Annotated in this window: 12 protein-coding genes; all 12 read left to right on the top strand. The window is 37.9% G+C overall.

What is annotated here, in order from left to right:
• The first annotated feature begins 3 nt into the window (after positions 1-3).
• The 12 genes from murD (at position 4) to LKF16_RS02800 (ending at position 12,051) form a co-directional block, all read left to right on the top strand.
• Positions 4-1,380, top strand: coding sequence for a UDP-N-acetylmuramoyl-L-alanine--D-glutamate ligase (gene murD, locus LKF16_RS02855; protein ID WP_291468456.1), 1,377 nt, complete (start codon positions 4-6; stop codon positions 1,378-1,380).
• A gap of 1 nt (position 1,381) precedes the next feature.
• Positions 1,382-2,482, top strand: a complete 1,101-nt coding sequence (murG, locus tag LKF16_RS02850; RefSeq protein ID WP_291469385.1) for an undecaprenyldiphospho-muramoylpentapeptide beta-N-acetylglucosaminyltransferase — start codon at positions 1,382-1,384, stop codon at positions 2,480-2,482.
• 15 nt (positions 2,483-2,497) lie between these two features.
• Positions 2,498-3,199 carry a cell division protein FtsQ/DivIB gene (locus tag LKF16_RS02845; protein WP_291468454.1) on the top strand — a complete coding sequence of 234 codons (702 nt, stop codon included), beginning with the start codon at positions 2,498-2,500 and terminating at the stop codon, positions 3,197-3,199.
• Positions 3,200-3,275: 76 nt separating this feature from the next.
• The gene (ftsA, locus tag LKF16_RS02840) at positions 3,276-4,628 is read left to right on the top strand and encodes a cell division protein FtsA (protein ID WP_291468452.1); all 1,353 of its coding nucleotides are present in this window, start codon (positions 3,276-3,278) and stop codon (positions 4,626-4,628) included.
• 47 nt (positions 4,629-4,675) lie between these two features.
• Complete coding sequence (gene ftsZ / locus LKF16_RS02835; protein ID WP_291468450.1) at positions 4,676-5,914, top strand: cell division protein FtsZ; 1,239 nt, start codon at positions 4,676-4,678, stop codon at positions 5,912-5,914.
• Positions 5,915-5,930: 16 nt separating this feature from the next.
• The gene (locus LKF16_RS02830) at positions 5,931-6,341 is read left to right on the top strand and encodes a cell division protein SepF (RefSeq protein ID WP_291468448.1); all 411 of its coding nucleotides are present in this window, start codon (positions 5,931-5,933) and stop codon (positions 6,339-6,341) included.
• 13 nt (positions 6,342-6,354) lie between these two features.
• Positions 6,355-6,621: a YggT family protein gene (locus LKF16_RS02825; RefSeq protein ID WP_291468446.1), complete on the top strand. Its 267-nt coding sequence runs from the start codon at positions 6,355-6,357 to the stop codon at positions 6,619-6,621.
• Complete coding sequence (locus tag LKF16_RS02820) at positions 6,621-7,421, top strand: YlmH family RNA-binding protein (protein WP_291468444.1); 801 nt, start codon at positions 6,621-6,623, stop codon at positions 7,419-7,421. The genes LKF16_RS02825 and LKF16_RS02820 overlap by 1 nt, the downstream gene beginning before the upstream one ends.
• Before the next feature lie 16 nt (positions 7,422-7,437).
• Complete coding sequence (locus LKF16_RS02815) at positions 7,438-8,172, top strand: DivIVA domain-containing protein (protein WP_291468442.1); 735 nt, start codon at positions 7,438-7,440, stop codon at positions 8,170-8,172.
• 177 nt (positions 8,173-8,349) lie between these two features.
• Entirely contained in the window at positions 8,350-11,130 is a 2,781-nt protein-coding gene (gene ileS / locus LKF16_RS02810; RefSeq protein ID WP_291468440.1) for an isoleucine--tRNA ligase, read from the top strand.
• 8 nt (positions 11,131-11,138) lie between these two features.
• Complete coding sequence (locus LKF16_RS02805) at positions 11,139-11,348, top strand: cold-shock protein (protein ID WP_291468438.1); 210 nt, start codon at positions 11,139-11,141, stop codon at positions 11,346-11,348.
• A 136-nt stretch (positions 11,349-11,484) separates the two neighbouring features.
• Positions 11,485-12,051, top strand: a complete 567-nt coding sequence (locus LKF16_RS02800; RefSeq protein ID WP_291468436.1) for an NUDIX hydrolase — start codon at positions 11,485-11,487, stop codon at positions 12,049-12,051.
• Position 12,052: the final 1 nt, after the last annotated feature.

Here is a 12,052-nt window from a genome sequence, read left to right as displayed (position 1 = left end):
GACATGGTGAAAGATAGTATATATGCAAACAAAAAAATGATGGTCCTTGGTTTAGCTAAGAGTGGTTATGCGGTTGCCAAGTTGCTCAAAAAAATCAATTGTCAGGTCACAGTTGTTGATTCAAATCCCCTCGAAGGAAATGATGAAGCAAAAGCTTTGATTGATGACGGGTATGATGTTATCACTGGTAATAATGATCCGAAGTTGATCGATGATTCATACGATTATTTGGTTAAAAATCCCGGTATTCCATACTCAAACGATTTGATCAAACATGCTGAAGAATTGGATATCCCAGTTATTACCGAACCTGAGATAGCTTACAGCTGTTCAGACGCAACTATGGTTGGTGTTACAGGGACAAACGGAAAGACAACCGTCACGACACTAATTCAATTGATGCTAGATCATTCCCCACAATTTAATAATTCATACTATGCTGGGAATATTGGTATTCCAATTTCAGATGTTATACAAAAAGCAACCGATAAAGATGTTGTCGTAACTGAACTTTCAAGTTTTCAACTTGAGGGCACGATTAAGCTTCATCCACACGTTGCTGTTTTGAATAATATTTATTCAGCTCATTTGGATTTTCACAAAACTCGTGAGAATTACATCAATGCCAAAATGCATATTACTAAAAATCAAACTCCAGATGATTACTTTATTGTTAACTGGAACACTGACGAGTGGAGAAAGCTCGCAAAACGCTCCGATGCTCAGATCATACCTTTTTCTGATCAACAAGAACTAGGATTTGGCGCTTATGCCTTTGAAGGTAACATTTACTACAATCGTCATTTGATCATGAATGAAGAAGATATCCGTGTTCCTGGTGAGCATAATGTTCAAAATGCCTTAGCTGCAATTAATGTTGCCAAAATTTTTGGCGTCTCAGATGGAGATATCATCGAAGTACTAAGTAAATTTGCTGGTGTTAAGCATCGAATTCAATACGTCGATGAATTCTCTGATCGTAAATTTTACAATGATTCAAAGGCTACAAACATCGAAGCTACTATAGTTGCCTTACAGGCATTTAAGCAACCAATCACTTTGATTGCTGGTGGATTAGACCGTGGAAATACCTTTGATGATTTAGTTCCATCACTTAAGGGTAAGGTAAAGAACATTGTGGTTTACGGTCAAACAGCTGCAAAAATGATCGATGCTGCTAAGAAGGCCGAAATTGGCAACATTGTCGAAGTTGAAAACTTGTCACAAGCTGTTCCAGAAGCTTTCAAGCAAAGTTCTGCAGGAGATATCGTCTTGCTTTCGCCAGCTGCAGCTAGTTGGGATCAATTCGATACTTTCGAACAACGTGGAGATCAGTTTATTGACGATGTTGAAAAGTTAAAGGGGAACCAACATGACTAAATTGCGGATAATCGTTTCCGGTGGTGGAACTGGCGGTCACATATACCCAGCGATGGCACTGATAAAGCGATTAAAAGAACGTGACATGATTGAAGATGTTTTATACGTCGGTACTGAGAATGGTCTTGAAAGCAAGATCGTTACTCGTGAAGGCATTGCCTTTGAAACAATCAAGATTAGTGGGTTCAAGCGAAAGCTTACTTTTGAGAATATCAAAGTAATGAATATGTTCTTGTCATCGATCGGTCGGTCCAAGAAAATAATTAAAAAATTTAATCCGGATATTGTTGTTGGAACCGGAGGCTATGTTTCCAGTGCAGTGGTTTATGCTGCACATCAATTGAGAATTCCAACTGTTATCCACGAACAAAACACAATTGCTGGTGTGACCAATAAGTTTTTAGGCCATTTTGTTGATAAGATAGCGATTGCCTTCAAGCAAGCTGCTAACCAATTTTCTGAGAAAAAGAAAATCGTCTTCACAGGCAATCCACGAGCTCAAGAAGCTGCCGCTATCAAAGTAAATGATCGATTAAAAGATTTTGATTTAGATCCTGATAAATCAACAGTCTTGATCTTTGGTGGCTCTCGTGGTGCCGAGCCAATCAATAAGGCTGTTATCGGTTCACTTGAAGATTTCAGTAAATCAGATTTTCAACTACTGTTCGTTACGGGTAGAGTTCATTATGATGGCGTCATTAAGCGTATCGATCCAAAATATTTAGATCTTTCAAATATTTCGGTTCAACCTTATATTGACAACATGCCAGAAATTTTGCCTGATCTTAAATTGATCGTCGGTCGTAGTGGGGCTACTAGTATTGCTGAGATCACAGCATTAGGTATTCCAGCGATTTTTATTCCTAGTCCTTATGTGACTCATGATCATCAAACCATCAATGCACGTTCAGTTGCGGAAAATGGTGCGGCCAGAGTGATTCCAGAATCTGAATTGACTGCTAATAAACTTTTTGATAATGTGTCAGAAATTTTGACCGATCAGCAAATTCAGAAAGATATGTCTGATGCATCCAAGGAAATTGGCGTGCCTGATGCTTCTGATAAGTTGATCGAGGTCTTAACTGGTCTAGTGAAGAAATAGTTATCGAGGTCGATTATGTCAAAAAAACGAAGAAGTTACGCAAAAAGTATCCTAATTATCATTGCTGCTATCTTAATAATTATCTTGGCATATCTAGGATCTCCGCTGAGCAAAGTTAGAAACATAACTGTTAAAGGAGTTAGTGATCTCGGTGCCCAGCAAGTCATTGATGCAACGCAGATCAATGATAATTCTTTATTAGTCGGAGTTTTTGTGAGACAGAATTCAATTTCTGAAAAAACTCATAAGCAACTGCCATCAGTAAAATCTGTTTCATTTAAAACCAAAAACTTGCGTGATTTAACGATTGTTGTTCACGAATATCCAACTTTAGGATTGATTTTCAAAGATGGTTACTACTATCGGATCATCGACAATGGCAAGATTTTATCGAATAAGTTGAAATCGTATACGGGCAATTATCCAATTTACACGGATTTTGATAAAAAATCCGATTTGATCAAAATTACGCAAATCTACAAGAAAATGCCAGAAAGCGTCAAAAATAATATTTCCGAGATCCACAATGCTAAAACTAAAATCAACCCATATCGAATCAAAATAGATATGAATGATGGTAATAAGATTATTGCGGATACGCGTACTGTTGATAAAAAAATGAAATATTATCCTAGCATTGCTTCACAGATGAAGAAAAAAGGAGTCATTGATTTAGAGGTGGGTGCTTATTCTTATCCATTTGATAGCAAGAAATAGGTTTAATATAATCATTTTTGTGTTAAAATTTTTTAATGAATGGTTTTTTATCTAGTTAAGGAGGCAACCACTGTCTATGGACAATTCTGAGTTCTTTGTTGGTCTTGATATTGGTACAAACTCAATTAAAGTGGTGGTCGCAGAAGCATCAGACGATAAATTAAATGTCGTAGGTGTCGGAAGTGAACGATCTGAAGGGGTTAGTCGTGGCGTTATCGTCGATATTGACAAAGCTGCAGGTGCAATTAAGCGCGCTGTCAAGAAGGCCGAGACGCAAGCCAACATTACTATTAAAGAGGTAGTAGTTGGCATTTCTGCCAATATGCTTCAAATTGAAAAATGTCAGGGAATGATCGCGGTTGGAACGCAATCAAAGGAGATCACTGAAAATGATGTTCGGCAGGTAATGGCAGCAGCCATGATCCAAAACCTACCTAGCGAGCGTGAAGTAGTATCTCTAATTCCTAAGCAATTTTCTGTGGATGGTTTTGATAATATTCGTGATCCAAGAGGCATGATAGGTGTCCGTTTGGAGATGAAGGGGATTATCTACACAGCTCCAAAAACAATCGTTCACAATACGAAAAAGGCAATCCAAAAAGCCGGATTACACATCGTACACAAGGTTATTTCGCCAATGGCTTTGAGCCAAGTTGCATTAAATGAAGGCGAAGGTGATTTTGGTGCTATAATCATGGATCTTGGAGCTGGTCAATCGACAGCTTCAGTCGTACATGACTATAACTTGAAGTTATCAACTGTTGATTTTGAGGGTGGAGATTTCATTACACATGATATTTCTGTCGTTTTAAATACCACGATGGAAAATGCTAACCAATTAAAATCATATTACGGTACGGCTAATTCGGAAAATGCCGATACTGATGATACAATCAGTGTTGATGTAGTCGGACAATCTGAACCTGAAACCATTTCTGAAGAATATTTATCAGAGATCATCGAAGCTCGGATCCAACAGATTTTTACTAGACTAAAAGGACCTTTGCAAAATGCAGGTGCTTTATCATTGCCTGGTGGAATTGTTTTAACAGGTGGTGTTGCGGCAACATCAGGAATTGAGGAGCTTGCCAAGCAAGTATTTGGTGTCAAGGTGAGAAGTTACGTTCCTGAGCAAATGGGAATGAGACATCCTTCATATGCACTAGGTTTAGGTCTAGTGACATATGCATCAAATTTGAACGATATTGGAATTATTGCTGACAATGTAGTCAACGGAGCTGCAATTAATCAAAATGATTCAGCTACAAGACCAAATGTTCAACCAAAGTCTACCTCTGATGAAAGTCAGAAGGTTTCAGAATCAAAGCCGGTTGCCAAACCCAAGAAGAAACCAGTGGAAAAGAAGCAACGGCCTAAAGGATCTCGTATGGAAGGTCTCAAGAATTTCTGGAGCAAGTTTTTTGATTAATTAAAAAGTTAACTATATTCAAGACAGGTAATAGGAGGAACTCCTTAATGGAATATTCATTAGATTCAAGCGAAAATATGGGGGCAGTTATTAAAGTTATTGGTGTTGGAGGAGCTGGTGGTAACGCTGTTAACCGCATGGTTGACACTGGTATCAAGGGCGTACAATTTATTGCAGCCAATACTGATGTTCAAGCTTTAGAAAGTTCTAAAGCAGAAACTAAAATTCAATTAGGACCTAAACTAACACGTGGATTAGGTGCTGGTTCAAACCCTGAAATTGGCCAAAAGGCAGCTCAAGAGAGTGAAGAAGCAATCAAAGAAGCACTTGAGGGTGCAGATATGATCTTTATCACTGCCGGAATGGGTGGCGGTACTGGTACAGGTGCTGCTCCAATCGTTGCAAACATTGCTAAAGAAAGCGGTGCTTTAACTGTTGGCGTTGTTACACGTCCATTTGCCTTTGAAGGTTCAAAGCGTTCACGCTTTGCAGCTGATGGTATTAGCGAACTTAAAAAAGACGTTGATACTTTGGTGCTTATTTCAAACAGTAAATTACTTGAGATCGTCGATAAGAAGACTCCAATGAATGAAGCCTTCAGTATCGCTGATGATGTTCTTAGACAAGGTGTTCAAAGTATCTCTGATTTAATTACTTCACCTGGATTTGTTAACTTGGACTTTGCTGATGTTAAAACTGTTATGTCAGATCAAGGCTCAGCTCTTATGGGTATTGGTACGGCTAACGGCGAAAACAGAATCACAGACGCAACTAACAAAGCTATTTCTTCACCATTGCTTGAAGTATCAATTGATGGTGCTAAACAAGTCTTGCTTAATATTACTGGTGGTCCTGATCTTTCATTGTTTGAAGCACAAGATGCCGCTCAAATCGTTACTGACCAAGCTACTAAGGACGTTAATATTATCTTTGGTACTTCAATCGACGAAACACTTGGCGATCAAGTTAAGGTTACAGTTATTGCAACCGGTGTCGAAACTGAAGATGGCAAGAAACAAAACAACCGTCGTCCTAACTTAAACAATCCTAATGCGGTTTTTGATGGACAAGAACGTGCAGAAAACCCTGACCAACCAGCACAAACTCAAAAACCAGCTTCAGATCCTTTCTCAAATTGGGATATTAACGATTCCAATGCTAGAAACGCTGGTAACAACGCCAGTGAAAAGAGTGATTTCGACATTTTCCAAAAACCAGAAACAATTGATTTAAGCGATGATGACGATGACTCAACACCACCAATCTTCAAACGTAGAAATAAATAATTAGGGAGCATTGACAATGGCATTTGAAAAATTAGGAAACTTCTTTGGCATCAGTGAAGATGACAATTTTGAAGACCAACAATCAAATCAAACTCAAACTACTGATTCAGTAGATTATTCTGACAATGAAAAAGTCGTTTCAATTGATTCAGGCAATTCAACTAAGCCTGCAAGTAGCAAAATTGCTATTTATCAACCAAGAGTTTATGCAGATGCAAAAGTTGTTGCCAAACAATTATTGAATAATAAAGCCGTTATTGTTAATTTTAATAACATTAACGACGACCAAGCAAAGAGAATCGTGGACTTTCTTACAGGTACTGTTTTCGCATTAAATGGCGAGATCAAACGTGTAGGGGACAAGATTTTCCTTTGTACACCACCTAAATTCCAAATAGATGGTAGTATTCCTGACATAGGTGAATAACGGAGGATATTAAATGGCGCAAGTGTTAAGCGGATTGCCTAGGGTTATTGGCGGTCTCTTTGGACTTTATGAAATAGCTATTTTTATTTATTGTTTTATGAGCTGGATCCCAGGTCTTGCACAAAGCAGATTTGCTGGATTCATCAGCTCGATCGTAGATCCATTTTTGAACTTGATCAGACGAGTGATTCCAATGAGAATTGGTCTGTTTGATTTTTCTCCAATCGTCGCACTGATTTTAGTGCAAGTCTTAGAAAGTGTAATTTTTAGGATATTATAATGAGTGATAAAGAAAAGGTAAATATGAATGGTGGATTTTTCCGGCCAGAAGAAAAGCCTTTTATCGACAAGATCGGTGATTTATTGCTACGAACACAATCTATGTATATACCTCAGTTGACTGACTTTTTAAACCTACGTCAGCGAGCAATTCTTGATAACTTAGTGAACAAGTACGACGATCTTTTTGTTCATTACTATGGTGGATATGAAGGTGCAGAAAGAGTCAGGGGCATTATTGCTCCTGATTATTTTGTACCTAAGCAATCCGATTTCAAGATTGCTCTTTATGAGGTGCGATACCCTGAAAGATTTGCTAACTTGCATCATGGACAAATTTTAGGCTCATTAACTGGATCTGGAATTGATCGTGATCATTTTGGGGATATTATTACCGATGGTAAGAGATGGCAGTTCTTTGTATTTGATGACATTAGTAAATATATTGAACAACAAGTAGATAAAATCGGTTCATTTAAAGTTCATCTGATCAAGAAAGATTTTCAAAATGATCTATTGATGCCAATCGATGAATCAGATGACGAAACTATTAATGTCCAATCGTTGAGATTAGATACGATTATTGCCGAAGCTTATGATCTATCAAGGACTCAAACCAAATCTATGGTTGAACATGGCAAAGTGCAATTGAATTGGGTCCCAAATAGAAATCCGAGTGCTTTTGCAACAATTTACGATACGATCAGTGTCCATGGATACGGACGGATCAGAGTTAACAACATAATGGGAAAATCCAAGAATAATAAATATATAATTTTTGTGAACGTGATTAAAAAATAATTGGGGGTGTGGTTTGATGGTATTATCGCCTATCGAAATACATAACAAGGAATTTGATCGAAAATTTCGTGGATATGACCGTGAAGAGGTTGATAAGTTTTTAGATCAAATAGTTAATGACTACGATTTGGCATTGCAACAAAATGCCCAATTGCAAAAGGATCTAAAACAAACCCAATCTCAATTAAAATATTTCACGGAAATGAAAGATGCATTGAACCAATCAATTTTGGTTGCTCAAGATGCAGCTGACAAAGTTAAGGCTAATGCAGAAAAAGAAGCACAAGTTATTTCTGAAGAGGCTCAGTCAAAGGCTCGAGAGTTACTTGACCAATCAACAGATAAATCCAATCAAATCCTGGAAGATGCTTCTGATAAGGCTCGACAAGTTACGATCCAAACTGATGACTTGAAAGGTAAAACTAGTGCATTTAGAGCTACATTGCAAAAGATGCTTCAACAGCAACTTGATTACGTTGAGAGTCCAGAATGGAATAAGATGCTTGAACAAACTTCAACTGAAGACCTCAAGCAACGTATCGGGGCTCATCCGGATGATCAGAACATGATCGATCAAAATCCACAAGGGCCAATGGATGATTTTCAGAATTCTCAAGAGGGTGTTTCCAAACAGAATCAAGAGGATTATAATGAAAACATTCCAGATAATAAAACGTCAGATTCTTATACAATTAATAACGACCAAAATGGTCCGACATTTAATTTTGATTCTGATCAAGAAAAAGAATAGTGCCACTCTAAAACATTTTCAGCGAGCTGACGTTGGTGCGAGGTCAGTAAATTAAGTAGAGTGAGTATATCGACTTTTTCTAAACAAAATAGTGTTTTATACCAATAGGTGGTACAGCGAAGAATTCGTCCTAATTTGGATGGGTTCTTTTTTTTATTTTATAAAGGGAGTGAAACAATGCGAGTTAAAGACACATTGAATCTTGGGAAGACAAAATTCCCAATGCGTGGAAATCTTCCAAACAAGGAAGCCGAATGGCAAAAAGCTTGGGAAGAAAATAAAGTATACGAAAAAAGACAAAAATTAAATGAAGGCAAACCTACGTTTGAATTACTAGATGGACCTCCATTTGCTAATGGCGATATCCATATGGGACATGCTTTAAACAAAGTTTCAAAGGATATTATCGTTCGTTACAAATCTATGAATGGATTCCGCTCACCATATGTTCCAGGTTGGGATACTCATGGTCTTCCAATTGAACAACAATTGGCTAAAAAAGGCGTTAAACGTAAGGAAATCGGCATGTCTGAATATCGTAAGATGTGTCAAGAATTTGCTGAAAAAGAAATCAAGAAACAAATGGCTGGCTTTAAACGTCTAGGTGTTTCAGCGGATTGGGATCACCCATACATTACTTACCAACCAGAATTTGAAAAAGAAGAAGTCAAAGTATTCGGTGAAATGGTCGACAAAGGTTACATTTACCGTGGTAAAAAACCTGTTTACTGGTCACCATCTTCAGAATCAACTTTGGCTGAAGCTGAAATTGAATATAAAGATATCAAATCGCCATCGATCTTTGTTGCATTCAAAGTGCGTGATGGCAAGAATCTGTTAGACAAAGATACTTCCTTCATTATTTGGACAACTACACCATGGACAATTCCTTCAAACGAAGCTATCTGTGTTAATCCTAAATTTGACTATGTTCAGGTTGACGCTGACGGTAAGAAGTACGTTGTTGCAGAAGACCGCTTGAGTTTTGTTCAGGAACAACTTGGCTGGGAAAATGTTAAGATCTTAAAAGAATTCAAGGGTACTGATCTTGAAGGATTAACAGCAACACATCCTTTCTATGACCAAGAATCACTCCTTATCTTAGGCAACCACGTTACATTAGATGATGGTACTGGATTAGTTCATACAGCTCCAGGCTTTGGTGCTGATGACTTTGTTGTTGGTATGAAATATAAGTTGCCAGTATTTTCACCAATCGATGCACATGGTTGCTTCACGGACGAAATTCCTGAATATAAGGGTGTCTTCTATGATGATGCCAATAAGATGATCACTGAAAGAATGAAAGAAAATGGCTCGCTTTTGAAGTTGTCATTCTTCACTCACAGTTATCCACATGACTGGCGTACAAAGAAACCGGTTATTTTCCGTGCCACTCCACAATGGTTTGCCTCAATTGATGGTTTCAGAGACAAGACGCTTAAAGAAATTGAAAAAATCAATTTTATCCCTGAATGGGGTAGAAAACGTCTTTACAACATGGTCCGTGACCGTGGCGACTGGGTTATCTCAAGACAACGTGCTTGGGGTGTTCCATTACCAATTTTCTATGCTGAAAATGGCGAACCAATCATGACTAAAGAGATCATCGACCATGTTGCTGATTTGTTTGGAAAATATGGCTCAGGCGTTTGGTTTGAAAAATCAGCTAAGGAATTGCTTCCTGAGGGTTATACAAATCCAAATAGTCCAAATGGCGAATTTACTAAAGAAACAGACATCATGGATGTTTGGTTCGACTCTGGTACAGCGCATGCTGGTGTTGCTAAATTACGTGATAACTTAACTTATCCTGCTGACTTGATTCTTGAAGGTTCTGACCAATATCGTGGCTGGTTTAACTCAATGTTGTTAACATCAGTTGCTGCATTTGGCGAAGCTTCTTATAAAGCGGTATTATCACAAGGATTCACTTTGGATAAAAATGGCGTTAAGATGAGTAAATCACTAGGTAATGTCATTGCACCTAGCGATATTGAAAGACAATTTGGTGCTGAGATCATCCGTCTCTGGGTCGCTTCAGTCGATGCTAGTTCAGATGTTCAAGTATCTGTTGACTCATTCAAACAAACTTCTGAAGCTTATCGTAAGATCCGTAACACGATCAGATTTATGTTAGCTAATACAACTGACTACGATCCAAAGACTAATCGTGTTGCCTACGATGATCTACGTTCAGAAGATAAGTATATCGTCATGAAATTGAACGAGTTGATCGAATCAGTTCATGCAGACTACGATCGTTATGATTTTGCTAGTGTAAACAAGCAAGTTCTTAAGTTCTTGACAAACGATCTATCAACATTCTATTTGGACTTTGCCAAAGACGTTGTCTACATTGACCCTGAAGATTCGCATTCACGTCGCTCAATGCAAACAGTTATCTACGATGCTACTGTTGCTTTATCTAAATTATTGACACCAATCTTGCCACATACAATGGAACAAGTTTGGGAATACTTGAAAGAACCTGAAGAATACGTTCAACTTGCTGAAATGCCCGTTGCCAAACAAGAAGATGACTTTGACGACATCGCTGATACTTGGAGTAAGTTCATGAGCTTTAGAGATGAAGTTCAAAAGTCGCTTGAAATGGCACGTGACGAAAAGTTGATCGGTAAATCATTAGAAGCTAAAGTTACTGTTTATCCTGGAACGGAATTATCAGAAACTCTAGATAAGGTCGACAGCAATATTGGTCAACTTTTGATCGTTTCTCAATTCGAAGCTAGTTCGGAAAAGGCACCTGAAAATGTCGATAAGTACGAAGATGGTGGCGTATTAGTTGAAAAAGCTGAAGGTAAGGTATGTTCTAGATGTCGGATGACTAAGACCGATGTAGGTTCTGACTCAAACTATCCTGACTTCTGTGCTAGATGTGCTAAGATAGTTACTGAAGAATATCCAGAAACTATCGGCGAAGGCTTTGAAGACTAGGTATAAATATGTTTGAAGGTAAAATAGTAAGATTTAATAAGCAGCGAGGATTTGGTTTTATCAATGATGGCGAAGATGATATTTTCTTCTTTGCGGATTCGATTTTAAATCGTGATGACTTTTATATCCAAGATGGTCTAGACGTTCATTTTGAGATTGCTCCTGGATATAAGGGTCCTCAAGCTGTTAATATTACAATCAATGAAGGAGTTGCCTAAGTGCAGCTCCTTTTTTATGTCTACTTTAAAATTTTTTTGATATGATCGGTAAAGTTTAGCAAATGGATATGTTATGCTATTTTGCATGTTACAATAACTATTGCAGATTTAAATTTAACTTAGGTGAGGTTTCGGTATGCGTAAAGAAGATTCTAGATATTACGAAGAGGTCGTTGCTTCAAAAAGAATGTTCGGTGGCAAAATTTTTGACGTGGATGTTCAACAAGTGATTTTGCCAAATGGAATTCCTGACATTCGAGAAATTGTTCAACATCATGGAGCTGTGGGTATTATTCCATTTGTCGACGATAAAATGATTTTTGTACGTCAATGGCGAGCACCAATGGCACAGGAAACTTTGGAAATCCCAGCTGGTAAGATCGACGAAGACGAAGGCGATGACTTAAAGGAAGTTGCTCTACGTGAAATGAATGAGGAATTAGGTCTAACAACTGATCAGCTGGAAAAGGTCACTGCGTTTTATGCTAGTCCTGGCTATTCCAATGAGAAAATCACGATTTTTACAGCTAGGAACTTGACTGAAGTTGAAAACAAACGTCCACTCGACAGCGACGAATTTTTGAACGTCGAACGTTTAACGTTACCAGAAGCAGAAAAATATATTGAAGATGGATCCATTTGCGATGCGAAAACAATTTTTGCGATCACGTACTGGAAACTTCTATTAGCAAAAGGTGAATAAC

The sequence above is a fragment of the Companilactobacillus sp. genome (assembly GCF_022484265.1).
Lineage (GTDB): Bacteria > Bacillota > Bacilli > Lactobacillales > Lactobacillaceae > Companilactobacillus.
This window is presented reverse-complemented; position numbering and strand designations above follow the sequence as displayed.

Coding starts and splice junctions, on each gene's coding strand:
- ftsA (WP_291468452.1), top strand. CDS start 3,276: ATGGACAATTCTGAGTTCTTTGTTGGTCTTGATATTGGTACAAACTCA.
- LKF16_RS02815 (WP_291468442.1), top strand. CDS start 7,438: ATGGTATTATCGCCTATCGAAATACATAACAAGGAATTTGATCGAAAA.
- LKF16_RS02800 (WP_291468436.1), top strand. CDS start 11,485: ATGCGTAAAGAAGATTCTAGATATTACGAAGAGGTCGTTGCTTCAAAA.
- ileS (WP_291468440.1), top strand. CDS start 8,350: ATGCGAGTTAAAGACACATTGAATCTTGGGAAGACAAAATTCCCAATG.
- ftsZ (WP_291468450.1), top strand. CDS start 4,676: ATGGAATATTCATTAGATTCAAGCGAAAATATGGGGGCAGTTATTAAA.
- LKF16_RS02825 (WP_291468446.1), top strand. CDS start 6,355: ATGGCGCAAGTGTTAAGCGGATTGCCTAGGGTTATTGGCGGTCTCTTT.
- LKF16_RS02845 (WP_291468454.1), top strand. CDS start 2,498: ATGTCAAAAAAACGAAGAAGTTACGCAAAAAGTATCCTAATTATCATT.
- LKF16_RS02820 (WP_291468444.1), top strand. CDS start 6,621: ATGAGTGATAAAGAAAAGGTAAATATGAATGGTGGATTTTTCCGGCCA.
- LKF16_RS02830 (WP_291468448.1), top strand. CDS start 5,931: ATGGCATTTGAAAAATTAGGAAACTTCTTTGGCATCAGTGAAGATGAC.
- LKF16_RS02805 (WP_291468438.1), top strand. CDS start 11,139: ATGTTTGAAGGTAAAATAGTAAGATTTAATAAGCAGCGAGGATTTGGT.
- murD (WP_291468456.1), top strand. CDS start 4: ATGGTGAAAGATAGTATATATGCAAACAAAAAAATGATGGTCCTTGGT.